Origin of the sequence: Pseudomonas sp. 2995-3 (genome assembly GCF_002742565.1) — a bacterium.
Taxonomy (GTDB): domain Bacteria; phylum Pseudomonadota; class Gammaproteobacteria; order Pseudomonadales; family Pseudomonadaceae; genus Aquipseudomonas; species Aquipseudomonas edaphica.
The window spans coordinates 517,175-540,022 of the sequence record NZ_LJSB01000157.1 but is presented as its reverse complement, the minus strand read 5'-3'; the positions used below and the strand labels follow the sequence as shown (position 1 = coordinate 540,022).

The 22,848-nt window shown below is 60.4% G+C and carries 22 protein-coding genes; 12 read left to right on the top strand and 10 right to left on the bottom strand.

The window, feature by feature from the left end; all coding sequences use genetic code 11:
• Positions 1–23 precede the first annotated feature (23 nt).
• The 11 genes from AOA62_RS10115 to pdeM all read left to right on the top strand — a co-directional run bounded on the left by AOA62_RS10115 (position 24) and on the right by pdeM (position 13,912).
• A complete protein-coding gene (locus AOA62_RS10115) occupies positions 24–668 on the top strand; it encodes a glutathione S-transferase N-terminal domain-containing protein (RefSeq protein WP_099548566.1) in 645 nt (214 codons plus the stop codon).
• A 206-nt stretch (positions 669–874) separates the two neighbouring features.
• Entirely contained in the window at positions 875–3,316 is a 2,442-nt protein-coding gene (locus AOA62_RS10110; protein ID WP_099548565.1) for a penicillin acylase family protein, read from the top strand.
• A 235-nt stretch (positions 3,317–3,551) separates the two neighbouring features.
• Entirely contained in the window at positions 3,552–4,556 is a 1,005-nt protein-coding gene (locus tag AOA62_RS10105; protein WP_017137175.1) for a ligase-associated DNA damage response exonuclease, read from the top strand.
• Positions 4,553–6,187 carry an ATP-dependent DNA ligase gene (locus tag AOA62_RS10100; protein WP_099548564.1) on the top strand — a complete coding sequence of 545 codons (1,635 nt, stop codon included), beginning with the start codon at positions 4,553–4,555 and terminating at the stop codon, positions 6,185–6,187. Before AOA62_RS10105 ends, AOA62_RS10100 begins: the two co-directional genes overlap by 4 nt.
• A gap of 355 nt (positions 6,188–6,542) precedes the next feature.
• On the top strand, positions 6,543–7,322 hold the full coding sequence (locus tag AOA62_RS10095) for a transporter substrate-binding domain-containing protein (RefSeq protein WP_017137173.1): 780 nt from the start codon (positions 6,543–6,545) through the stop codon (positions 7,320–7,322).
• 60 nt (positions 7,323–7,382) lie between these two features.
• Positions 7,383–8,111, top strand: a complete 729-nt coding sequence (locus tag AOA62_RS10090; protein WP_017137172.1) for an ABC transporter permease — start codon at positions 7,383–7,385, stop codon at positions 8,109–8,111.
• Positions 8,108–8,818 carry an ABC transporter permease gene (locus AOA62_RS10085; protein ID WP_017137171.1) on the top strand — a complete coding sequence of 237 codons (711 nt, stop codon included), beginning with the start codon at positions 8,108–8,110 and terminating at the stop codon, positions 8,816–8,818. The genes AOA62_RS10090 and AOA62_RS10085 overlap by 4 nt, the downstream gene beginning before the upstream one ends.
• Before the next feature lie 9 nt (positions 8,819–8,827).
• The gene (locus tag AOA62_RS10080) at positions 8,828–9,946 is read left to right on the top strand and encodes a succinylglutamate desuccinylase/aspartoacylase family protein (protein WP_099548563.1); all 1,119 of its coding nucleotides are present in this window, start codon (positions 8,828–8,830) and stop codon (positions 9,944–9,946) included.
• A gap of 13 nt (positions 9,947–9,959) precedes the next feature.
• Entirely contained in the window at positions 9,960–10,724 is a 765-nt protein-coding gene (locus tag AOA62_RS10075) for an ABC transporter ATP-binding protein (protein ID WP_017137170.1), read from the top strand.
• 57 nt (positions 10,725–10,781) lie between these two features.
• Positions 10,782–13,262 (top strand): ligase-associated DNA damage response DEXH box helicase, encoded by a 2,481-nt coding sequence (locus AOA62_RS10070; protein WP_099548562.1) that lies wholly within the window; start codon positions 10,782–10,784, stop codon positions 13,260–13,262.
• A complete protein-coding gene (gene pdeM, locus AOA62_RS10065) occupies positions 13,262–13,912 on the top strand; it encodes a ligase-associated DNA damage response endonuclease PdeM (protein ID WP_099548561.1) in 651 nt (216 codons plus the stop codon). Before AOA62_RS10070 ends, pdeM begins: the two co-directional genes overlap by 1 nt.
• 25 nt (positions 13,913–13,937) lie before the next feature.
• Here pdeM and AOA62_RS10060 read toward each other — a convergent pair whose 3' ends face one another.
• Positions 13,938–14,138 carry a hypothetical protein gene (locus AOA62_RS10060; protein WP_017137167.1) on the bottom strand — a complete coding sequence of 67 codons (201 nt, stop codon included), beginning with the start codon at positions 14,136–14,138 and terminating at the stop codon, positions 13,938–13,940.
• Between the two features lie 107 nt (positions 14,139–14,245).
• Positions 14,246–14,812, bottom strand: coding sequence for a dCTP deaminase (gene dcd / locus AOA62_RS10055; RefSeq protein WP_017137166.1), 567 nt, complete (start codon positions 14,810–14,812; stop codon positions 14,246–14,248).
• Between the two features lie 389 nt (positions 14,813–15,201).
• Here dcd and AOA62_RS10050 point away from each other — a divergent pair, with 389 nt between their 5' ends.
• A complete protein-coding gene (locus AOA62_RS10050; protein ID WP_002554837.1) occupies positions 15,202–15,411 on the top strand; it encodes a cold-shock protein in 210 nt (69 codons plus the stop codon).
• 235 nt (positions 15,412–15,646) lie between these two features.
• Here the strand turns inward: AOA62_RS10050 and rpoS are convergent, their stop codons facing one another.
• From rpoS to AOA62_RS10010, 8 genes are all read right to left on the bottom strand, one after another.
• On the bottom strand, positions 15,647–16,657 hold the full coding sequence (gene rpoS, locus AOA62_RS10045; protein WP_017137165.1) for an RNA polymerase sigma factor RpoS: 1,011 nt from the start codon (positions 16,655–16,657) through the stop codon (positions 15,647–15,649).
• Positions 16,658–16,763: 106 nt separating this feature from the next.
• Positions 16,764–17,606: a peptidoglycan DD-metalloendopeptidase family protein gene (locus tag AOA62_RS10040; protein WP_099548560.1), complete on the bottom strand. Its 843-nt coding sequence runs from the start codon at positions 17,604–17,606 to the stop codon at positions 16,764–16,766.
• A 209-nt stretch (positions 17,607–17,815) separates the two neighbouring features.
• Entirely contained in the window at positions 17,816–18,451 is a 636-nt protein-coding gene (locus AOA62_RS10035; protein ID WP_169850588.1) for a protein-L-isoaspartate(D-aspartate) O-methyltransferase, read from the bottom strand.
• Between the two features lie 41 nt (positions 18,452–18,492).
• A complete protein-coding gene (surE, locus tag AOA62_RS10030; RefSeq protein WP_017137163.1) occupies positions 18,493–19,242 on the bottom strand; it encodes a 5'/3'-nucleotidase SurE in 750 nt (249 codons plus the stop codon).
• Complete coding sequence (truD, locus tag AOA62_RS10025) at positions 19,230–20,288, bottom strand: tRNA pseudouridine(13) synthase TruD (RefSeq protein ID WP_099548559.1); 1,059 nt, start codon at positions 20,286–20,288, stop codon at positions 19,230–19,232. Before truD ends, surE begins: the two co-directional genes overlap by 13 nt.
• Positions 20,285–20,758 (bottom strand): 2-C-methyl-D-erythritol 2,4-cyclodiphosphate synthase, encoded by a 474-nt coding sequence (gene ispF, locus AOA62_RS10020; RefSeq protein ID WP_012722614.1) that lies wholly within the window; start codon positions 20,756–20,758, stop codon positions 20,285–20,287. The genes truD and ispF overlap by 4 nt, the downstream gene beginning before the upstream one ends.
• Positions 20,759–20,812: 54 nt before the next feature.
• Complete coding sequence (gene fghA, locus AOA62_RS10015; protein WP_017137161.1) at positions 20,813–21,658, bottom strand: S-formylglutathione hydrolase; 846 nt, start codon at positions 21,656–21,658, stop codon at positions 20,813–20,815.
• 8 nt (positions 21,659–21,666) lie between these two features.
• The gene (locus tag AOA62_RS10010; RefSeq protein ID WP_017137160.1) at positions 21,667–22,779 is read right to left on the bottom strand and encodes an S-(hydroxymethyl)glutathione dehydrogenase/class III alcohol dehydrogenase; all 1,113 of its coding nucleotides are present in this window, start codon (positions 22,777–22,779) and stop codon (positions 21,667–21,669) included.
• Positions 22,780–22,848: the final 69 nt, after the last annotated feature.

The following is a 22,848-nucleotide window of genomic DNA, read 5'->3' as shown; positions in this document are numbered from 1 at the left end:
CATTCGCTCATTTGGAGAGCTTCATGATCGACCTGTACTACTGGACCACCCCCAACGGTCACAAAGTATCGCTGTTCCTGGAAGAAGCCGGCCTGCCCTACGAGGTGAACCCGGTCAACATTGGCCAGGGCGAGCAGTTCAAGCCGGACTTCCTGAAGATCGCTCCCAACAACCGCATCCCGGCCATCGTCGATCACAGCCCGACCGACGGCGGCGCGCCGATTTCGCTGTTCGAATCCGGCGCGATCTTGCTTTACCTCGCGGAAAAAACCGGCCAATTCATTCCAAAAGACCTGCGCGGCCGCCAGGAAGCGCTGCAATGGCTGTTCTGGCAAATGGGCGGGCTGGGGCCGATGGCGGGTCAGAATCATCACTTCAGCCAATTCGCACCGGAAAAGATTCCTTACGCGATCAAGCGCTATGTGGACGAAACCGCGCGCCTGTACGGCGTGTTGGACCGACGCCTGGCGGACCGCGCGTTCGTGGCGGGTGAGGACTACAGCATCGCCGACATGGCGATCTACCCGTGGGTCGTTTCCCACAAGTGGCAGAGCCAGCGTCTGGAGGACTTCCCGCACGTGCAGCGCTGGTTCAACAGCATCAAGGAACGGCCGGCGACGGTGCGGGCGTATGAACTGGTGCAGAAAGTGAATCCGCCAAAATCCTGATCTATGTGGGAGCTGGCTTGCCTACGATAGCATCACCTCGGTGTAACTGACACACCGAGGCGTCAGCATCGCAGGCAAGCCAGCTCCCACATTGTTCTCTACCGGTCTCAAGATCTCACGCTTAACCCAAACTCCTGCTTGCGTCGTTTCGCCGCGCTCACTAACGTAGCGCCTTTAATGACGCTACCCCCCGCAGGAGCTTTGCCATGGCCTCGCCAGCCCTCTCACACTTTATCCCCCGGTTCGGCGTTGCCGCGGCAGTGGCCAGTGCTTTAAGCCTGGCCGGTTGCCAGCTCCAGAGCACCCAGGACACCCTGCCGCCGGTGGCCGGTGTGCAACCGATCAAAGGCCTGGCACAGAATGTGTCGGTGCGCCGCAATGCCCAGGGCATGCCGTTGATCGAAAGCAACACCTTCCATGACGCGCTGTTCAGCCTCGGTTATGTACACGCCAGCGACCGCATCACGCAGATGGTCACTTTGCGCCTGTTGGCCCAGGGCCGCCTGGCGGAGATGTCCGGCCCGCAAGTGCTGGATGTCGACCGTTTCATGCGCGCGGTCAACCTGAAAAAAAGCGCCGGCGAGCTGTATAACGCTTCGTCGCCGCGCCTCAAGCGCTTCTTTGAAGTGTATGCCCGTGGCGTCAACGCCTACCTGTTCCGCTACCGCGACAAGCTGCCGCCGGACCTGGCCCAGACCGGCTTCAAGCCCGAGTACTGGAAGCCGGAAGATTCGGCGCTGCTGTTCTGCCTGCTGAATTTCAGCGAGTCGAGCAACCTGCAGGAAGAACTCTCGTCGCTGGTGCTGGCGCAGAAAGTCGGGGCCGACAAGCTCGCCTGGCTGACGCCGAGTGCGCCGGACGAGCCGATCCCGATGGACGAAGCCGACAAGCTCAAGGGCGTGAACCTCAGCCAGATCACCGGCCTTGCAGGGCTTGAAAGCGTCGGCCAGCAGTTGAACAGTCTCAACGCACTGGCCGTCACCACCTCTAACAACTGGGCCATCGGCCCGCAACGCAGCCGCAGTGGCAAAAGCCTGTTGGCCAGCGACCTGGCAGCCCAGCCACAAGCACCGTCGCCATGGAACTACGTGCAGATCCGTGCCCCGAAATACCAGGCGGTCGGCGTCTCGATTGCCGGTTTGCCGACCCTGCTGTCCGGCTTCAACGGCAAAGTGGCGTGGAGCATGAGCGCGGTAAAAGGCGACACCCAGGACCTGTTCCTGGAGAAGGTCAAACGCCAAGGCAGCGCGTTGTACTACGAGAACAACGGCAAATGGCTACCGGCCGTCGTGCGCAACGAAACCTACTTCGCCAAGGGCCAGCGGCCGATTCGCGAAGTGGTGTACGAAACCCGCCACGGCGCCCTGCTCAACAGCAGCCAGGCACTCACCACCGGGTTCGGCCTGGCCCTGCAAACCGCCGACCTCAAGGACGACAAGAGCCTGGACGCATTCTTCGACCTGTCCCGCGCCCAAAGCGCTGGCAAGGCCTCGGACGCGACCCGGGAAATCCGCGCCATCGCCCTCAACATGATCTTTGCCGACGCGAGCAGCATTGGCTGGCAAGTCACTGGCCGCTTCCCCAACCGTCGCGAAGGCGAAGGCCTGCTGCCCTCGCCGGGCTGGGACGCGCGCTTTGACTGGGACGGCTACGCCGACGCGATGCTGCACCCTTACGATCAGGACCCGGCCCAAGGCTGGATCGGCACGGCCAACCAGCGCACCGCGCCACGCGGTTATGGCATGCAGTTGTCCAATTCCTGGGACGCCCCGGAGCGCAGCGAGCGCCTGGCACAACTGGCCAACGCCGGCAAGCATGACAGCCGCAGCATGATCGCCATGCAGTACGACCAGACCACCACGTTTGCCGCCAAGCTCAAGACCATGTTCCAGGCGCCGGGTATGGCCCAGCCACTGAAACAGGCAATCGATGCGCTGCCGGCAACCGAAGCTGTGAAGGCACGCGAAGCGCTCAGTCGCTTGATGGCGTTTGATGGCCGCCTGGCACCGACCTCCGCAGACGCGGCGATCTATGAGCTGTTCCTGCAGGAAAGCACCAAGCAGATCTTCCTCGACGAACTCGGCCCGGAAACCAGCGCCAGCTGGAAAGCCTTTGTCAGCAACGCCAACCTGTCCTATTCCGCCAACGCCGACCACCTGCTGGGCCGCGAAGACAGCCCCTTCTGGGACGACGTGCGCACCGCGCAAAAAGAAGACAAACCGGCGATCCTCGCCCGCAGCCTTGCCGCCGCCATCACCGCTGGCGACAGCCAATTGGGTGGTGATCACAAGGCCTGGCAGTGGGGCAAACTGCACACCACCACCTGGAAAAACACCAATGGCCAGGTGATCCGCGGGCCGTTTGCCAGTGGCGGCGACCACAACACCCTGAACCCGGCGCCGTACAGCTGGGGGCAGGATTTTGTCACCACCCAAGTGCCGGCGCTGCGCATGATCGTCGACTTCAGCCAAATCGAACCGATGATGGGTCAAGGTGGCATCGGCCAATCCGGCAACCCGGCCAGCCCGAGTTATGCGAACGGCATCGATGCGTCGCTCAAGGCGCAATACCTGAGCTTCCCGATGCAGCCGCAGAACTTTGACAAGGTGTACGGGAAAACCCGCTTGACCCTCACACCCGGCAAGTAACCCGGTGATCGTTCCCACGCTCTGCGTGGGAATGCATCCTGTGACGCTCCGCGTCACGCCATCAAAATGTGGGAGCTGGCTTGCCTGCGATAACAGTGTGTCAGTCACTAATTAATCGACTGACACACCGCAATCGCAGGCAAGCCAGCTCCCACATTTGATCGCCTGCATTTAGATAGAACTTCTCAAGTCTCGCTCCCCTCATACCTGATAAGCCCACTGCCCCGGCACGCCCATGGACCTTGTCATCGCCCGCCCCGAAGGCCTCTATTGTACTGCGGGAGATTTCTACATCGACCCATGGCGCCCGGTGGACCGCGCCGTCATCACCCACGCCCATGGGGACCACGCCCGCACCGGCAACCAGCATTACCTGGCCGCCGCTCCCGGCGAAGGCATCCTGCGTTCGCGACTGGGCCAGGACATCAACCTGCAAACCCTGGCCTACGGCGAAAAACTCATCCACCACGGCGTCACCCTGAGTTTCCATCCCGCCGGGCATGTGCTCGGTTCCGCGCAGGTGCGCCTGGAATACCAGGGCGAAGTCTGGGTAGCCTCCGGCGACTACAAAGTCGAACCCGATGGCACCTGTGCGCCCTTTGAGCCGGTGCGTTGCCACACCTTTATTACTGAATCCACCTTCGGCCTGCCGATTTACCGCTGGCAACCCCAGGCGCAGATTTTTGCCGGCATCAATGATTGGTGGCAGGCCAATATCGCGGTCGGCAAAGCCAGCGTGTTGTTCTGTTATTCCTTTGGCAAAGCCCAGCGCATCCTGCATGGCATCGACGCCAGCATCGGCCCGATTCTCAGCCATGGCGCGGTGGAACCGCTGAACCGCGTGTACCGCGAGGCCGGCATCTATATCCCCGAAACCTTATATGCCGGGGACTTCAAAAAGACTGACCCATTGCTGCGTCAGGCACTGATCATTGCGCCGCCGTCCGCCGGTGGCAGCAGTTGGATCAAGCGCTTCGGCGACTACAGCGACGCCTTCGCCAGCGGCTGGATGCGCCTGCGTGGCACGCGACGGCGGCGCGGTGTGGACCGAGGCTTTGTGCTCTCGGACCACGCCGATTGGCCCGGACTGCTGTGGGCCATCGCACAGACCGGCGCCGAACGGGTGATGGTCACCCATGGTTCCGTAGGCGTTTTGGTACGCCACTTGCGGGAAAAAGGCCTGGATGCCCAGGGTTTCACCACCGAATACGGCGATGACGAAGAAGAGGCCACGGCATGAAAGCCTTCGCCGAGCTGTACGCCAACCTCGACGCCACCACCTCCAGCAACGCCAAGCTGGCCGCGCTGCAAGCCTACTTCCGCCAGGCGCCACCCGAAGATGCGGCCTGGGCGGTGTACTTCCTCTCCGGCGGGCGGCCCCGGCAATTGGTGCCGACCCGTCTGCTGCGCGACATGGCCACCGCAGCATCGGGCATAGAACCTTGGTTATTCGAAGAAAGTTACCAGTCGGTAGGCGACCTGGCCGAGACCATTTCCCTGTTGTTGCCCGAATCCTCCTATACCTCGGAAGACGGGCTTGCAGTGTGGCTGGAGGAAAAGCTGCTGCCCCTGCGTGGCCTGCCGCCGCTGGAATTGGCCGAACGCCTGCCGGCGTTATGGGCGCAGCTCGATCAGCCGAGCCTGATGGTGTGCATCAAATTGATCACCGGCAGTTTTCGTGTCGGCGTGTCCAAACTGCTGGTCACCCGCGCCCTCGCCGCCATGGCCGACCTGGACAGCAAACGTGTGGCACAACGCTTGGTGGGCTACACCGATTTGTCCAACCGGCCTACGGCCGAAGGCTACCTCAAACTGATCGCCGCCGAATCGTCCGACGAGCATGCGCAACGCGGCGGTCAGCCGTATCCGTTTTTTCTGGCCCATGGGCTGGCGCAACCGGTGGAGCAGTTCGACGCCTTGCTCGGCGCACCCGCCGACTGGCAGGTGGAATGGAAGTGGGACGGCATTCGCGCGCAACTGGTCAAGCGCGACGGTCGCCTGTGGGTCTGGTCGCGCGGTGAAGAGTTGGTCACCGAGCGCTTCCCCGAACTGCACAGCTTGGTCAGCGGCCTGCCGGATGGCACGGTGATCGATGGCGAAATTGTCGTGTGGAAAGACGCGGTGCAACCCTTCGCGCTGTTGCAACAGCGCATCGGCCGCAAAACCTTGAGCAAAAAGGTCCTGGAGGATGCGCCAGTCGCGGCCCTGGCCTATGACCTGCTGGAACATCAGGGCGACGATTGGCGCAACCACACCCAGGCCGAGCGCCGCGTCCAGCTTGAGCAAGTGATTGCGCAGTGCAACCAGCCCGTGCTGTTGCCATCGCCCTTGCTGACGGGCGCGAGCTGGAAGGACCTGGCGGAGCAACGCGAAGACTCTCGCCGCCTCGGCGTGGAAGGCATGATGCTAAAAGCCCGCGATGGCCTGTACGGCGTGGGCCGCACCAAGGACATGGGCGTGTGGTGGAAGTGGAAAGTCGACCCGTTCAGTGTCGATGCCGTACTGATTTACGCCCAGCGCGGCCATGGCCGCCGCGCCAGTCTGTACAGCGACTACACCTTTGCAGTGTGGGACGGCCCGCCCGGCACTGAACGCACGCTGGTGCCATTCGCCAAGGCTTATTCAGGGCTGACTGACGAAGAAATGCGCAAGGTCGACGCCATCGTGCGCAAGACCACGGTGGAAAAATTCGGCCCGGTCAGCAGCGTGACGCCGAGCATGGTGTTTGAGCTGGGGTTTGAGGGGATTGCGCTGTCGAAGCGCCATAAAAGCGGGATTGCGGTGCGGTTTCCCAGGATGTTGCGGTGGCGGCAGGATAAGACAGTGGAAGAAGCCGACAACCTGGGGACCTTGCAGGACTTGTTGACTTGACCCCTTACTCCCAAACACTGCAGAACCCTGTGGGAGCCGGGCTTGCCCGCGATGGCGGTGGGTCAGTTAGAGAGATTCAGCTGACACACCGCTATCGCAGCGATGCGGCGACCCGACAAGCCAGCTCCCACATTTTGGATCCGAGCAAGATCCAGAATGGTGCATTGATTTTTCCATGCCCATTTTCGGGCATCCCCTACACTCACATCTCCTTTATCCTTCCTTTTAAAACAACCATTCGGAACTACATTCGGAACTATGGTGCAGAAATTGCTACTTGTGATCCGTCTGACACCGTTCAGTAACAGTCCTAACCGCGCCACAAGCGCTTATCTTGGTTTCCAGGGATTACATAATGAAAAAAGCATTGCTGACCCTTTCTGCACTGGCTCTGTGCATGGCTGCTGGTACCGCGCTGGCCAAGGAATACAAGGAATTGCGTTTTGGTGTCGATCCTTCCTACGCGCCATTCGAGTCCAAGGCCGCCGACGGCAGCCTCGTAGGCTTCGATATCGACCTGGGCAATGCGATCTGTGCCGAGCTGAAAGTGAAGTGCAAGTGGGTTGAAAGCGACTTCGACGGCATGATTCCAGGCCTCAACGCCAACAAGTTCGACGGTGTGATTTCCTCGATGACCGTGACCGAAGCCCGTGAAAAGGCGATCGATTTCTCCAGCGAGCTGTTCTCCGGCCCGACGTCCCTGGTGTTCAAAAAGGGCGCGAACTTCTCCACGCCTGAGTCCCTCAAGGGCAAATCCGTGGGCTACGAGCAAGGCACCATCCAGGAAGCCTACGCCAAGGCCGTGCTGGACAAAGCCGGTGTGACCACCAAGGCCTACGCCAACCAGGACCAGGTCTACGCCGACCTGACCTCGGGCCGCCTGGATGCTTCCGTACAGGACATGCTGCAAGCCGAACTGGGCTTTTTGAAGTCGCCAGCCGGCGCTGACTACGAAGTCAGCAAGGCCATCGATGACCCACTGCTGCCATCCAAAACTGCGGTCGGTATCAAAAAAGGTAACAAAGACCTCAAGGCCTTGCTCGATAAAGGTATCAAAGCGTTACACGATGATGGCACCTACGCCACCATCCAGAAGAAACACTTCGGCGACCTGAACCTCTACAGCGGTAAATAACACCCCGGCGCCCACCGGTTTGCGGTGGGCGCTTTTTTATCGCCATTAGGTCCTGAATTCATGTTTGAAGATCTTTTGCAAACCCTGGGGCTGGGTGCCTTCAGCTTGAAGGGGTTCGGCCCGCTGTTGCTGCAAGGTACGTGGATGACCGTGAAACTGTCGGTCGCCTCCCTGGCCGTCAGCGTCTTGCTCGGCCTGCTCGGCGCCAGCGCCAAACTGTCCAGCGTCAGCCTGATCCGCATCCCCGCCCAGCTCTACACCACCTTGATTCGCGGCGTGCCCGACCTGGTGCTGATGCTGCTGATTTTCTACAGCCTGCAAATCTGGCTGACCGGCTTTACCGACTTTATGGAATGGGACTACATCGAGATCGACCCATTCAGCGCCGGGGTCATCACCCTGGGCTTCATCTATGGCGCCTATTTCACCGAGACCTTTCGCGGCGCGATCCTCGCCGTGCCGCGTGGCCAGCTGGAAGCGGCGACCGCCTACGGGCTCACGCGCGGGCAGCGGTTTCGCTTCGTGACCTTCCCGCAGATGATGCGCTTTGCCTTGCCGGGCATCGGCAACAACTGGATGGTGATGCTCAAGGCCACCGCGCTGGTGTCGATCATCGGTCTGGCGGACCTGGTCAAGGCCGCGCAGGATGCGGGCAAGAGTACTTATCAGCTGTTCTATTTTCTGGTCATCGCGGCGCTGATCTACCTGCTGATCACCAGTGCATCCAACGTCGTCCTGCGCTGGCTTGAGCGCCGCTACTCCGCTGGGTCCCGGGAGGCCGTGCGATGATCGAACTTATCCAGCAATACTGGCGGCCTTTCCTTTATAGCGACGGTCAGCACATCACCGGGCTGGCGATGACCATGTGGCTGCTCAGCGCGGCGCTGGTGATCGGCTTTCTGGTCTCGATTCCGCTGTCCATCGCCCGCGTTTCGCGCAAACGCTCCATACGCTGGCCGGTGCAGTTCTACACCTACCTGTTTCGTGGCACGCCGCTGTATATCCAACTGTTGATTTGCTACACCGGCATCTACAGCATCGCCGCCGTGCGCGCGCAACCGGTGCTGGATGCGTTCTTTCGCGACGCGATGAACTGCACCATTCTGGCCTTCGCCCTCAACACCTGCGCATACACCACGGAAATTTTCGCCGGCGCGATCCGCAGCATGGCTCATGGCGAAGTCGAAGCGGCCAAGGCTTACGGCCTGAGCGGTTGGAAGCTGTATGCCTATGTGATCATGCCCTCGGCCCTACGCCGCTCGCTGCCCTACTACAGCAACGAAGTGATCCTGATGCTGCACTCGACCACGGTGGCGTTTACCGCGACGGTGCCGGACATTCTCAAGGTGGCGCGGGATGCCAACTCGGCCACCTACATGACCTTTCAATCATTCGGCATCGCCGCGCTGATCTACCTGACCGTGACCTTCGCGCTGGTCGGGCTGTTTCGTCTGGCGGAACGTCGCTGGCTGGCCTTTCTCGGGCCGAGCCACTAAGGAGTCGTCATGCGTCATCAGGTGCATGAACTGATCGCGCCGGTGCCGGGCACGGCGCGGCAGGTTCACAGTTTCCACTTCGGCCCGGAACAGGCTGAAGGCAAGATCTATATCCAGTCATCACTGCATGCCGATGAGCTGCCGGGCATGCTGGTGGCCTGGCACCTGAAGCTGCGCCTGGCGGAGCTGGCGGCGGCTGGGCGCCTGCGCAGTGAGATCGTGCTGGTGCCCATCGCCAATCCGGTGGGGCTGGAGCAGGTGTTGATGGACATTCCGTTGGGCCGCTACGAGCTGGAAAGCGGGCAAAATTTCAATCGCCTGTTTGTCGACCTCAGTGAGGAGGTCGGCAATCAGGTCGAAGACCTGCTGGGCGACGACCCCACGCACAACGTCGAGCTTATTCGCGACGCCCTGAGCCTGGCCCTTGCGGCGCAAACGCCTGCTACCCAGCTGCAATCCCAACGCCTGGTGTTGCAACGCCTGGCCTGCGATGCCGACATGGTGTTGGACCTGCATTGCGACTTTGAAGCCGTGGCGCACCTGTACACCACCCCCGAGGCCTGGCCGCAGGTGGAGCCGCTGGCGCGCTATATCGGCTCGGAAGCCAACTTGCTGGCGACCGACTCCGGCGGGCAGTCGTTCGACGAGTGCTTCACGCTGGTGTGGTGGCAGTTACAGCAACGCTTCGGTGAGCGTTTCCCGATCCCGATGGGCAGTTTTTCGGTGACCGTCGAACTGCGCGGCCAGGGCGACGTCAACCATGGCCTGGCGGCGCTGGATTGCCAGGCGATCATCGACTACCTGACTCACTTCGGTGCCATCACCGGTGACGCGGCGCCACTGCCCGAGCTGCCCTACCCGGCCACGCCGCTGGCGGGCGTGGAACCGGTGACCACGCCGGTCGGCGGCTTGCTGGTGTTCAGCGCCCTGCCCGGTGAATACCTGGAAGCCGGGCAACTGATCGCCGAAATCATCGACCCCATTACTGACCGCGTAACGCCTGTGCACTGCAAACATGCCGGCCTGCTTTACGCCCGTTCGCTGCGGCGCATGGCCACTGCCGGCATGGTGATCAGCCATGTTGCAGGCACGCAAGCCTACCGCAGCGGCTACCTACTTTCGCCTTGAGGATGCACGCCCCATGTACAAATTGACCGTTGAAGGCCTGCATAAAAGCTATGGCGACAATGAAGTGCTCAAAGGTGTCTCGCTCAAGGCCAACACCGGTGATGTGATCAGCCTGATCGGCGCCAGCGGCTCGGGCAAAAGCACCTTTTTGCGCTGCATCAACTTTCTGGAAACCCCTAACGACGGCGCCATGACCCTCGATGGTCAGCAGATCCGCATGGTCAGCGATCGCCATGGCATGCGCGTGGCCGACGACGCCGAATTGCAACGCCTGCGTACGCGGCTGGCGATGGTGTTCCAGCACTTCAACCTGTGGAGCCATATGAGCGTGCTGGAAAACATCACCATGGCACCGCGCCGGGTACTGGGTTGCAGCAAGAAGGACGCCGAAGACCGTGCCCGTCGCTACCTGGATAAGGTCGGGTTGCCGGCACGCGTGGCCGATCAATACCCGGCGTTCCTTTCTGGTGGCCAACAGCAACGGGTGGCCATCGCCCGCGCCCTGGCCATGGAGCCGGAGGTGATGCTGTTTGACGAACCCACCTCGGCCCTCGACCCGGAACTGGTCGGCGAAGTGTTGAAAGTAATACAGGGTTTGGCCGAGGAAGGCCGCACCATGATCATGGTCACCCACGAGATGAGTTTTGCGCGCAAGGTGTCGAACCAGGTGCTGTTCCTGCACAAGGGTCTGGTGGAAGAGCAAGGCACGCCCGAAGATGTGTTGGGCAACCCGAAGAGCGAGCGCCTGCAGCAATTTCTGAGCGGTAACTTGAAGTAAACCTTTGCGACGCCTGGAGGGTCTCTGACATAGAGACTCCAGAGCGTCAGCCGCCGAATGGCAAAACCCCTCGATTTCGCCAAAACATGGTTTGCCACCAAGGGCTGGAAGCCGTTCGCCTTTCAAAAAGCCGTGTGGGCGGCGGTTAAAGACGGCCAATCAGGCCTGCTGCACGCCAGCACCGGCGCGGGTAAAACCTATGCGCTGTGGTTTGCCGCCCTCAACCGCTTCGCCGTCACTCGCCCGCCCGCCACCGGTAAACGCAAAGCGCCCGCTGAGCCACTGACGGTGTTGTGGATCACGCCCATGCGAGCCTTGGCCGCCGACACGGCGCGCGCCCTGGAGGCGCCACTGGCGGCACTGGAGATTCCATGGAGTGTCGGCCTGCGTACCGGCGACACCAGCAGCAGCGAACGCGCGCGCCAAACCCGGCGTCAGCCCACCGCGCTGGTGACCACGCCGGAAAGCCTGACATTGATGCTTGCGCGTGCCGACAGTGAGACCAGCCTGGCGCACCTGCGCATGGTGATCGTGGATGAGTGGCACGAACTGATCGGCAACAAGCGTGGCGTGCAACTGCAACTGGCGTTGGCGCGCTTGCGGCGCTGGCATCCGGATTTGATGGTGTGGGGGATTTCCGCGACCTTGGGCAATCAGCCCCACGCCCTTGAGGTTCTGGTCCCACAAGGCGGTGGGATCAATGTGCAGGGGCAGACGGCTAAAGAACTGAAGGTCGACACCTTGTTACCGCCGACCACCGAGCGATTTCCCTGGGCTGGGCATATCGGCTTGAAGATGCTCCCGCAGGTGGTGGCCGAAGTTGACGCCAGCAGCAGTTGCCTGGTGTTTACCAATACGCGGGCACAGTCGGAGATCTGGTACCAGGCGTTGCTGGAGGCGCGTCCGGACTGGGCGGGCGTGATTGCCCTGCACCATGGCTCGCTGTCGCGTGAAACACGCGACTGGGTGGAGCGGGCCCTGAAAGACGGCCAGCTCAAGGCCGTGGTGTGTACCTCAAGCCTGGACCTGGGTGTGGATTTCCTGCCAGTGGAGCGCGTGCTGCAAATCGGCTCGGCCAAAGGCGTGGCGCGCCTGATGCAGCGCGCCGGCCGCTCTGGTCATGCGCCAGGCAGGCCATCACGGGTGACGTTGGTGCCAACCCATAGCCTGGAACTGGTGGAAGCCGCCGCCGCCCAGGACGCGATAGCGCAGCGGCGCATCGAAGCTCGCGAATCGCCCTACAAGCCATTGGATGTGCTCGTACAACACTTGGTGAGCATGGCCCTGGGCGGTGGTTTTACCCCGGATGCGCTGTTGGCGGAGGTGCGTGATGCCTGGGCTTATCGTGACCTGACTGACGCCGACTGGGCCTGGGCGCTGGGGTTTGTGCGCCATGGCGGCTTGTCGTTGACGGCCTATCCGGATTACCGCCGAGTGGAACCCGACGAGCATGGCGTGTGGCGCGTGCCGGATGCACGCCTGGCGCGGCGTCATCGCATGAGCGTGGGCACTATCGTCAGCGATGCGAGTATCCAGTTGAAATTCTGGAGCAAGGGCGGCGGCGGCAAGAATCTGGGCAGTGTCGAGGAAGGTTTTATCGCCCGGCTCAAGCCTGGCGACGGTTTTTTGTTTGCAGGGCGTTTGCTGGAGTTGGTGCGAGTGGAAAACATGACCGCGTATGTACGGCGCAGCACCGCGAAAAAGGCTGCCGTGCCGCGCTGGAATGGCGGGCGCATGCCGCTATCCAATGAATTGGCGCAGGCGGTGGTCGAGCGCTTTGATGCAGCCGCCCACGGGCACTTCGATGGCCCGGAGATGCGGGCGGTGCAACCCCTGTTACAAACCCAGTTGCGCTGGTCTGGCCTGCCGACACGTGCGTACTTGCTGGCGGAAGCCCTGAAGTCGCGGGAAGGCTGGCACCTGTTTCTCTACCCGTTCGCCGGTCGCCAGGTGCATCTGGGGCTGGCGAGCCTGCTGGCGTGGAGGGTCAGCCAAGGCCAGCCGGTGACCTTTTCGATTGCGGTGAATGATTACGGGCTGGAACTATTGAGCGCTACGCCGGTGGACTGGCCGGTTGTGTTGAATCAAGCGTTGCTAAGCCCAACGAACTTACTGTTGGACGTGGCGGCCAGCTTGAATGCCGGTGAGCTGGCGCTGCGCCGCTTTCGCGAAATCGCCCGCATCGCCGGGCTGGTGTTTGCCGGTTACCCTGGCGCGCCGAAAAGCACACGGCAGGTGCAGGCTTCCAGCGGCTTGTTCTTTGAGGTGTTCAAACAATACGACCCAGAGAACCTTTTGCTGACCCAGGCCGGAGAAGAAGTCCTGCGTGATGAGTTGGATATTCGTCGGTTGGAAGAGACATTGCGTCATTTGTCGGCGCTGAAACTCGACCTGCACATGATCGAACGGCCGACGCCGCTGGCTTTTCCACTGCTGGTTGAGCGAATGCGCGAGAGCATGAGTTCGGAGAAGCTGTCCGAGCGTATTGCACGCATGGTCAAGGACCTGGAAAAAGTCGCGGATACCGGGAAACGTTGATGCATTATTCGCTGACGCTTGAGGGTGAGGAGTTGTGGCTGCTGGCGGAAAAGGCGATTTACTGGCCCGCCCGCCAGTGCCTGCTGATCGCCGATGCGCATTTTGGCAAGGCCTCGGCGTATCGCAGCCTCGGGCAACCGGTGCCGCAGGGCACCACTACCGACAACCAGCAGCGCCTGGACCGCCTGTTATCGGCCCTGCCGTGCGCGCAGGTGATCTTTCTCGGTGACTTCCTGCACGGCCCGGGTTCGCACGCCAGCGGCACCCTGAGCGCCTTGAGAACCTGGCGCGAGCGCAATCACGCACTGAACCTGACCTTAGTTCGCGGTAATCACGATAAACGCGCTGGCGACCCGCCTGCCGACTTGAGGATTGAAGTGGTGGCCGAGCCGCTATTGATGGGGCCGTTTGCATTGCAGCATGAGCCGGATGCCCACCCCAGCCAGCATGTGCTGGCCGGGCATGTGCATCCTGTGTACCGGTTGCGCGGCAAAGGTCGGCAGAGTTTGCGTTTGCCGTGCTTCCAGATCGGCTCGAAGATCAGCTTGCTGCCGGCGTTCGGAGCTTTTACCGGCGGTTACTCCGTAGAAAAAAGCGACGATCGGCGAGTATTTGTGATCGGCGATCAAGACGTATGGCCGGTGTGCTGAAGCGCCAGCCATGTCTTTTGATAAGTCAGGCGACAGGCGCGGGAGGCGGCTCATCGGGAAGGACTGGCTCACCGGGCTCGGTGGGCTGCTGCGGCCAATCTTCGTCAGGTTGGCCAGGGATGCCACCCGCATACGCTGGGTCGGCCATCAGGGACCAGGCCAGAACACCAATCTGGTTGGGTTCAAGCCGGGCGAGTTCGGCGCTGATTCGCGGGTCGATCTTCATAAAGTACTCCTCAAGCGTGGCTCGGCGCGTTTTGCACGCACCGAGGCAGTACACCCAATAGAGTCACTTCACGCAGACTAATTCCCTTTGCGTGTAAGACCTTTCGATCAAGCGCGTGGGAGAGTAACGCCACGCTGGCCCTGATACTTGCCGGCGCGGTCTTTATAGGACACTTCACAGGCTTCGTCGGACTGCAGGAACAGCATCTGCGCCACGCCTTCGTTGGCGTAGATCTTTGCCGGCAAGGTGGTGGTGTTGGAGAACTCCAGGGTCACGTGGCCTTCCCACTCCGGCTCAAGCGGCGTCACGTTAACGATGATGCCGCAGCGCGCGTAGGTGCTTTTACCCAGGCAGATGGTCAACACGTCACGTGGAATACGGAAGAATTCCACGGTGCGCGCCAGGGCAAAGGAGTTTGGCGGAATGATGCACACGTCGCTTTTAACGTCGACGAAGCTCTTTTCGTCGAAGTTTTTCGGATCGACGATCGCCGAGTTGATGTTGGTGAACACCTTGAATTCATCGGCACAGCGTACGTCGTAGCCGTAGCTGGAAACACCGTAGGAAATCACGGGAGCTGCGCCTTCGCCACGGATCTGGCGTTCAACGAAAGGTTCGATCATGCCGTGTTCTTGCGCCATGCGGCGAATCCACTTGTCCGATTTGATGCTCATGGCGGGTGTCCTGAATAGCGAGGTGGAAAAATTCTGTTGGGCATCTTACCGGGGCTGGCCCTGGGGTTCAAAGGGCGCAGGGCATTTGTTGATGAATGTGCAGCCGTCTATAAGCGGCAGCCAGCGGGGCCGGGCCCCACATTACAGTGCCAGGTGACTGTAAATACCACCGCCAGTCACGAAAATAGAGAAACCTTCGGAAATACCATTGGCACGTCCCGGAAAAAGGGTTAAGGTGGCGCCACTGTGCTGCTTGTGTCACTGAGAATCTCTACACGATATGTTGAATTTCGATCCAACCATCTCCAAGAATTTTTCCTGCTCTTTGCACTCAGTCTCGGCCAGGGCTTTTCCTGAGTCGCAGTTAACTTTGTCCAAGGAGATACACCATGTCTAATCGCCAAACTGGTACCGTTAAGTGGTTCAACGATGAAAAAGGCTTCGGCTTCATCACTCCACAATCCGGTGACGACCTGTTCGTTCACTTCAAAGCTATCCAATCCGACGGCTTCAAAAGCCTGAAAGAAGGCCAACAGGTTTCTTTCATCGCTACCCGCGGTCAGAAAGGCATGCAAGCTGAAGAAGTTCAAGTTATCTAACTTGTACTGACTTAGTCGAAAAAACCCCGCCCTTAAAAGCGGGGTTTTTTTATGCCTGGGATTTAGTCCCGGCACCCAGGTAATACCAGGCACAAAAAAATGTGGGAGCGAGCTTTATGTGGGAGCTGGCTTGCCTGCGATACTGACACCTCGGTGTATCAGGTACACCGAGGTGATGCTATCGCAGGCAAGCCAGCTCCCACACAAGCCCGCTCCCACATTTTGTACTGCGCCTTTATTGGAACAACGACTCACTCGACAAGCCGTTCTTCTCGAGGATCTCACGCAAGCGCTTGAGGCCCTCCACCTGAATCTGCCGCACCCGCTCACGGGTCAAGCCGATCTCCAGGCCTACATCCTCCAGGGTGCTGCTCTCATGGCCGCGCAAGCCGAAACGGCGAATCACCACCTCGCGCTGCTTGTCCGTGAGTTCGGACAGCCACTGGTCAATGCTTTGGGAAAGATCATCGTCCTGCAACAGCTCACAAGGATCTGTCGGGCGATCATCTGTCAGGGTGTCCAGCAGGGTTTTATCCGAATCCGGACCCAGCGAGACATCGACCGAAGACACGCGCTCGTTCAAGCCGAGCATGCGTTTAACCTCGCCCACTGGCTTTTCCAGCAGGTTGGCGATTTCCTCAGGCGAAGGTTCATGATCGAGTTTTTGTGTCAGCTCACGTGCCGCCCGCAGGTAGACGTTGAGCTCCTTGACCACATGGATCGGCAACCGGATCGTACGGGTCTGATTCATGATCGCCCGTTCGATGGTCTGGCGAATCCACCAGGTGGCATAGGTAGAGAAGCGGAAGCCCCGCTCAGGGTCGAACTTCTCCACTGCCCGGATCAAGCCCAGGTTGCCCTCCTCGATCAGGTCCAACAGCGACAGGCCACGATTGACGTAGCGTCGGGCGATTTTCACCACCAGCCGCAAGTTACTTTCAATCATGCGCTTGCGCCCAGCCGGATCGCCCTTTTGCGACAAGCGCGCAAAATGGACTTCTTCTTCGGGAGTCAGCAAAGGGGAAAAGCCAATTTCATTGAGGTACAACTGCGTAGCGTCGAGCGCCCGCGTGTAGTCAATGTACTTGTGCTGCTTTAACGCGGTGGCGTTTTTGGATTTGGTGCGAACTGAAGGTTTAGCAGCTCCTTCATCATTCGACATCGATTCCTTTTCGGTGAGGATCTCCATTTCAAGGAGAACCTCATCGTCGATGTCAAACTCCGGCGCTTCTTTACTGAGAGCCATTGTTATAGTCCTTTGGTGAGTTCGACCTCAAGCTCAAGCGACGCCTTTATCCTTGGCAACGCTGGAGCCTGTTCCTTCTACGTGAGGGAACAGGCTGTGCAACACATCAACGACGGGGTAGGAATTGCAGCGGATCTACAGGCTTCCCTTGGCGGCGAATCTCAAAGTGCAGTTTCACCCGGTCTGTACCAGTTGACCCCATTTCGGCAATTGTCTGTCCGACTTTGACCTGCTGCCCCTCCCGAACCAACAGCCTGCGGTTATGACCGTAGGCACTGACGTAGGTATCGCTGTGTTTGATGATGACCAGCTCGCCGTAGCCCCGTAAACCACTCCCGGCGTAAACCACTGTCCCATCAGACGCAGCTAAAACAGGCTGTCCCAAATCCCCGGCGATATCAATGCCTTTATTCAAACTACCGTTTGAAGAGAATTTTCCAATCAGCACCCCGTTTGAAGGCCATCCCCAACCGGTCGGCGCCGGCCCGGCAGGTGGCAACGGCGTGGCTGCCGGCTTGCTCGCAACCGTAGGCGCAGCGGTGCCTGCAGGCCTGGTGATGATTGTGGTTTTGCTTGAGGACGAGGCCGAAGATCCGGACTTTGTCACAACTGCCGTAGATGCCGAACCGGTACGCCCATCGAAACGGATGGTTTGCCCGGGATGTATCGTATACGGCACAGGAATATTGTTACGAGCTGCGAGCGCCTTGTAATCCCAGCCGTAACGGAAGGCGATTGAGAACATCGTGTCCCCCTTTCGCACTACATATTGCCCGGTGGTGACTGTCGGTTTTTGCGGCACGGCGCTGGCACGGCTTCGGTCGACAACCCGAGCGCCACTGGACGGAGAGCTTGAGCAACCCACCAATAAGGAACTCAAGACAAGGCCAAGCACCAGTCGCTGAAAACTTGTTTTACTCATACGCTGCGCTAGACCTGTGAGACTCACCCGCCGCTCCCTTTGTGCTGGCCGAACATGAATGCCTGTATCAGGCTTGAAATATGTCGCAAGTATAACTGGGCATTGGCTTTTTACCGGTACACGACTGAAACGAAAAATTCATCGCGTTTAAACCCGGCTTCCAATCATGTTGACTCAATAAGCCCCGCCGTAAGACACATCCCCATCAACAGAATTCACTGTTTGCAAAGAAATGATCAGGCCAGCGGGCCATTGAGCAGCGGAACGAAGCGCACAGCACCCAGTACATGCCGGGAAAAGCCTTCGTCCTCGCGAATAATGAGCATCAATTGTTGCACTTCGCCAGAGCCCACCGGGATGACCAAGCGCCCGCCAGGGGCGAGCTGATCGAGCAACGCCTGGGGCACATCGGTGGCGACCGCCGTGACGATAATGCCGTTATACGGCGCCAGCGCCGGCCAGCCTTCCCAACCGTCGCCCCAACGGAACACCACGTTGCGCAGGTTGAGCTCCACCAGGCGCTCCTTGGCGCGATCCTGCAGGACCTTGATGCGCTCCACCGAGAACACCCGTTCCACCAGCTGCGAGAGCACGGCGGTCTGGTAACCCGAACCGGTGCCGATCTCCAGCACCTTGTCCAACGGCCCCGCCGCCAGCAGCAGTTCACTCATGCGCGCGACCATATAAGGTTGCGAGATGGTCTGGTTATGGCCGATTGGCAACGCAGTGTCTTCATAGGCACGATGCGCCAGCGCCTCATCCACGAACAGATGCCGAGGCGTGCGCCGGATGACTTCCAGCACCTGGGCGTTGGACAGGCCTTCTTCATACAGACGCTGGATCAAACGCTCGCGGGTACGCTGGGAGGTCATCCCGATACCACGACGCAACAGGTCGTCTTGTTCACGCGCCATTAACGCAACCCCTCAAGCCAGCCATCCAGACTACTGAAGGCATCACTGAAGGTGCGATCGAGCTGCAACGGGGTAATCGAAACATAACCTTGCATCACCGCATGAAAGTCGGTGCCGGGGCCGCCGTCTTCGGCATCGCCGGCGGCGGCAATCCAGTAACCTTCCTTGCCACGCGGGTCGACCACCTTCAACGGTGCTGCCGCACGAGCGCGATGGCCCAGGCGCGTCAGCTGGATGCCGCGGATATGGTCGAGGGGCAAATTGGGGATATTAACGTTGAGCACCGTGCGCGGTGGCAAGTCCAGCGAGCCGTGGGCTTCCACCAGCTTGCGGGCGAAATACGCCGCCGTCGCCAGGTTATCCAGTTGCCGTGAGGCAAACGAAAAAGCGAATGAGGTGCGCCCCAGGAAACGCCCTTCAAGGGCCGCCGCCACGGTGCCGGAATACAGCACGTCATCGCCCAGATTGGCGCCCAGGTTGATGCCCGACACAACCAGATCCGGCTCCTGGTCCAACAAGCTGTTGATTGCCAGGTGCACGCAGTCGGTGGGGGTGCCGTTCACGCTGATAAAGCCATTGGCCAGAACCTGCGGGTGCAGCGGACGGTCGAGCGTCAGAGAACTGCTGGCGCCGCTCTTGTCCTGGTCCGGGGCAACCACCACACACTCGGCGTAATCCTGCAGCGCAGCATAAAGCGCGGCAAGACCGGGTGCGGTGGCACCGTCATCGTTTGATATCAGAATACGCATGGGTTGTCCGTCGGCCCCACCGGCACCAGATCAACAAGCTCGCGCACCAACACAGTGGCGAAGCATCCGGCCGGCAGGACGAATTCCAATTGCAGAATGTCAGGACCGGGATAATGCCACGTCAACCCGCCAATGGGCAGTCGCAGAATGCGACGTTCCTGGCTCATGCCAGCGTTCACCAGCCAATCGCGCAGCTCTGGCTCGCTCGCGGCAATGGTTTGCTCAAGCGTGTGGGTCGCGCCGCCGGCCGGTGAATCACCCTCGCCCCACTGTGGGCCGGTGGGGTGCAGATCCAGAATCGCCAGGCGCGGGTCGCTGCATTCAGCCTCACCCGCCGGAAAAAAACTGCGACTGTCGGTAAACGCCAGCAGGTCACCGACCTGGGCACGTTGCCAGGAGCCGTCCGCGACCCGCGCCGCCAACACTTTGTTAAACAGAAAGCTGCGCGCGGTCGACAGCAGCCGCGAACGCACATTGCGCTGCTCGGGCAACGCCTTGCGTGCCGCCCACTCACGGGCATCCACCACGTTGCCGCCGTTATGCCCGAAACGCTGGGCACCGAAGTAGTTCGGGATGCCGTGCTGGGCGATCAGTTGCAAGCGTGCGTCGATGGCGGCGGTATCGCCGACCAATTGGGTCAGGCGCAGGGTAAACCCGTTGGCCGAATGCGCGCCGCGTTGCAGCTTGCGCTTGTGGCGGCCCATTTTGAGGATCTTGAGGGTGTCGTTTTCGGCCCCGCCCATGTCCGGGTCGGCCTTGCCTGGCAGTTGCACGCTGAACCACTGACGGGTCAACGCCTGACGGTCCTTGAGCCCGGCATAGCTGACGGTGCGCAAGGGCACGCCAGCAGCCTTGGCGATACGGCGCGCAGCCTCTTCGGTATTCAGGCCGCGCTTTTCTACCCACAGCCACAGGTGCTCACCGTCGCCGCTCAGGGGAATGTCCAGCACTTCGTCGACCTGGAAGTCTTCAGCCGTTGCCTTCAAAACCGCGCTGCCCAAGGCCTCGCCATAGGCACGCGGGCCCAGCAATTGCAGATCATTCATGCGCGCAGCAACAAGGCGACGGAGTGCACCGCGATGCCTTCTTCCCGGCCGGTAAACCCGAGCTTTTCGGTGGTGGTGGCTTTCACGTTGACTTGATCCAATTCAATTTGCAGGTCGGCGGCAATCAGCGCGCGCATCGATTCGATGTGGGGTGCCATTTTCGGCGCCTGGGCCACGATGGTGTTGTCGACGTTGCCGACCTTCCAGCCCTTGGCATGGATCAGGCCGACCACGTGGCGCAGCAAGACACGGCTGTCCGCGCCCTTGAAGGTCGGGTCGGTGTCTGGAAAGTGCTTGCCGATATCGCCCAACGCAGCCGCGCCGAGCAAGGCATCGCTCAAGGCATGCAGCACAACGTCGCCGTCGGAATGAGCCAGCAACCCATGGTGGTGTGCAATGCGCACGCCGCCCAAGGTGATGAAATCGCCTTCAGCGAAACGGTGCACATCGTAGCCGTGGCCAATACGCATAAAAAAACGCCCCGATTTAATTCAGGGCGTGATTCTACCTACTTTTGCCTCACATTAACCGAGCAAAGCACGACCATGATGTCGCAAATGATCTTCGATGAAGCTGGCGATAAAGAAGTAACTGTGGTCATAACCCGGCTGCAGGCGCAGTTCAAGCGGATGGTTGGCAGCCTTGGCCGCTTGCTGCAACGCCTCAGGCTTAAGCTGCACGGCAAGGAAATCGTCGCGATCGCCCTGATCCACCAGCAGCGGCAGTTTTTCCGAGGCTTCGCTGATCAGCACGCAGGCATCCCACTCGCGCCATTTGGAGCGCTCTTCGCCCAGGTAACGGGAGAAAGCTTTCTGGCCCCACGGGCAATCCATCGGATTGTTGATCGGCGAAAACGCCGACACCGATTGGTAACGCCCCGGGTTGCGCAAGGCACACACCAGCGCACCGTGACCGCCCATGGAGTGGCCGCTGATGCCGCGCTTGTCTGAAGCCGGGAAATGCGCTTCAACCAAGGCAGGCAATTCCTGCACGACATAATCATGCATCCGATAGTGCTTGGCCCACGGTTCCTGCGTGGCATTCAGATAGAAGCCGGCACCCAGGCCAAAATCCCAGGCGTTGTCCGGGTCGCCCGGCACACCCGGCCCACGCGGGCTGGTGTCCGGCGCGACAATGATCAACCCAAGCTCGGCGGCCATGCGCTGGGCGCCGGCCTTTTGCATGAAGTTCTCATCGGTGCAGGTAAGCCCCGACAGCCAGTACAGCACTGGCAACTTGCCGCCCTGCTCCGCTTGCGGCGGCAGGTAGACGGCGAAAGTCATGTCGCAACCGAGCACATCGGAATGGTGCTTGTAGCGTTTATGCCAGCCACCGAAGCTCTTCTGGCACGACAGGTTTTCCAGGTTCATGGCCGACCTCAGAAGTGGATGACGGTACGAATGCTCTTGCCTTCATGCATCAGATCAAACGCTTTGTTGATGTCTTCCAGGCCCATGGTGTGAGTGATAAAGGTGTCCAGCGGGATTTCGCCGGTCTGGGCCATTTCCACATAGCTTGGCAATTCGGTACGACCGCGCACACCGCCGAACGCCGAACCGCGCCAGACGCGACCGGTGACCAATTGAAATGGGCGGGTGGAGATTTCCTGGCCGGCACCGGCCACACCGATGATGACCGACTCGCCCCAACCTTTGTGGCAGCACTCGAGGGCGGCGCGCATCAGTTGTACGTTGCCGATGCACTCGAAGGAGAAGTCCACGCCGCCGTCGGTCAAGTCGACGATCACGTCCTGGATCGGGCGGTCGTAGTCTTTCGGGTTAATACAGTCGGTGGCGCCCAGTTGCTTGGCGATTTCGAACTTGGCCGGGTTGATGTCGATGGCAATGATGCGACCGGCCTTGGCTTTCACCGCGCCGATCACCGCCGACAGGCCGATGCCGCCGAGGCCGAAGATGGCCACGGTGTCGCCCGGCTTGACCTTGGCAGTGTTGATCACTGCACCAATGCCGGTGGTGACACCGCAGCCCAGCAGGCAGACTTTTTCCAGCGGCGCTTCTTTAGGGATCTTGGCCACGGAGATTTCCGGCAACACGGTGTACTCGGAGAAGGTCGAGGTGCCCATGTAGTGGAAAATCGGCTGGCCCTTGTAGGAGAAACGCGTGGTGCCGTCGGGCATCAGGCCTTTGCCCTGGGTGGAGCGAATGGCCTGGCACAGGTTGGTCTTGCCCGACAGGCAGAATTTGCACTTGCCGCATTCCGGGGTGTACAGCGGGATCACGTGGTCGCCAACCGCTACCGAGGTCACGCCTTCGCCGATCGCTTCAACCACCGCACCGCCTTCGTGGCCGAGGATCGACGGGAAGATGCCTTCCGGGTCGGCGCCCGACAAGGTGTAGGCGTCGGTATGGCACACGCCGGACGCAACCACACGCAACAGCACCTCGCCGGCCTTGGGCATGGCGACATCCACTTCAACGATCTCAAGGGGCTTTTTAGCTTCAAAGGCTACGGCGGCGCGGGACTTGATCATCCGGGTTTCTCCAGGGAGTTAAAAACTGAGGCAGTGAGTGTAAAACATGGCTCACTGATGAATAATCCA

What these genes read in the sequence shown, in the direction of transcription:
- AOA62_RS10115 (WP_099548566.1), top strand. Translation starts at nt 24, where the DNA reads ATGATCGACCTGTACTACTGGACCACCCCCAACGGTCACAAAGTATCG.
- AOA62_RS10110 (WP_099548565.1), top strand. Translation starts at nt 875, where the DNA reads ATGGCCTCGCCAGCCCTCTCACACTTTATCCCCCGGTTCGGCGTTGCC.
- AOA62_RS10105 (WP_017137175.1), top strand. Translation starts at nt 3,552, where the DNA reads ATGGACCTTGTCATCGCCCGCCCCGAAGGCCTCTATTGTACTGCGGGA.
- AOA62_RS10100 (WP_099548564.1), top strand. Translation starts at nt 4,553, where the DNA reads ATGAAAGCCTTCGCCGAGCTGTACGCCAACCTCGACGCCACCACCTCC.
- AOA62_RS10095 (WP_017137173.1), top strand. Translation starts at nt 6,543, where the DNA reads ATGAAAAAAGCATTGCTGACCCTTTCTGCACTGGCTCTGTGCATGGCT.
- AOA62_RS10090 (WP_017137172.1), top strand. Translation starts at nt 7,383, where the DNA reads ATGTTTGAAGATCTTTTGCAAACCCTGGGGCTGGGTGCCTTCAGCTTG.
- AOA62_RS10085 (WP_017137171.1), top strand. Translation starts at nt 8,108, where the DNA reads ATGATCGAACTTATCCAGCAATACTGGCGGCCTTTCCTTTATAGCGAC.
- AOA62_RS10080 (WP_099548563.1), top strand. Translation starts at nt 8,828, where the DNA reads ATGCGTCATCAGGTGCATGAACTGATCGCGCCGGTGCCGGGCACGGCG.
- AOA62_RS10075 (WP_017137170.1), top strand. Translation starts at nt 9,960, where the DNA reads ATGTACAAATTGACCGTTGAAGGCCTGCATAAAAGCTATGGCGACAAT.
- AOA62_RS10070 (WP_099548562.1), top strand. Translation starts at nt 10,782, where the DNA reads ATGGCAAAACCCCTCGATTTCGCCAAAACATGGTTTGCCACCAAGGGC.
- pdeM (WP_099548561.1), top strand. Translation starts at nt 13,262, where the DNA reads ATGCATTATTCGCTGACGCTTGAGGGTGAGGAGTTGTGGCTGCTGGCG.
- AOA62_RS10060 (WP_017137167.1), bottom strand. Translation starts at nt 14,138, where the DNA reads ATGAAGATCGACCCGCGAATCAGCGCCGAACTCGCCCGGCTTGAACCC.
- dcd (WP_017137166.1), bottom strand. Translation starts at nt 14,812, where the DNA reads ATGAGCATCAAATCGGACAAGTGGATTCGCCGCATGGCGCAAGAACAC.
- AOA62_RS10050 (WP_002554837.1), top strand. Translation starts at nt 15,202, where the DNA reads ATGTCTAATCGCCAAACTGGTACCGTTAAGTGGTTCAACGATGAAAAA.
- rpoS (WP_017137165.1), bottom strand. Translation starts at nt 16,657, where the DNA reads ATGGCTCTCAGTAAAGAAGCGCCGGAGTTTGACATCGACGATGAGGTT.
- AOA62_RS10035 (WP_169850588.1), bottom strand. Translation starts at nt 18,451, where the DNA reads ATGACCTCCCAGCGTACCCGCGAGCGTTTGATCCAGCGTCTGTATGAA.
- surE (WP_017137163.1), bottom strand. Translation starts at nt 19,242, where the DNA reads ATGCGTATTCTGATATCAAACGATGACGGTGCCACCGCACCCGGTCTT.
- truD (WP_099548559.1), bottom strand. Translation starts at nt 20,288, where the DNA reads ATGAATGATCTGCAATTGCTGGGCCCGCGTGCCTATGGCGAGGCCTTG.
- ispF (WP_012722614.1), bottom strand. Translation starts at nt 20,758, where the DNA reads ATGCGTATTGGCCACGGCTACGATGTGCACCGTTTCGCTGAAGGCGAT.
- fghA (WP_017137161.1), bottom strand. Translation starts at nt 21,658, where the DNA reads ATGAACCTGGAAAACCTGTCGTGCCAGAAGAGCTTCGGTGGCTGGCAT.
- AOA62_RS10010 (WP_017137160.1), bottom strand. Translation starts at nt 22,779, where the DNA reads ATGATCAAGTCCCGCGCCGCCGTAGCCTTTGAAGCTAAAAAGCCCCTT.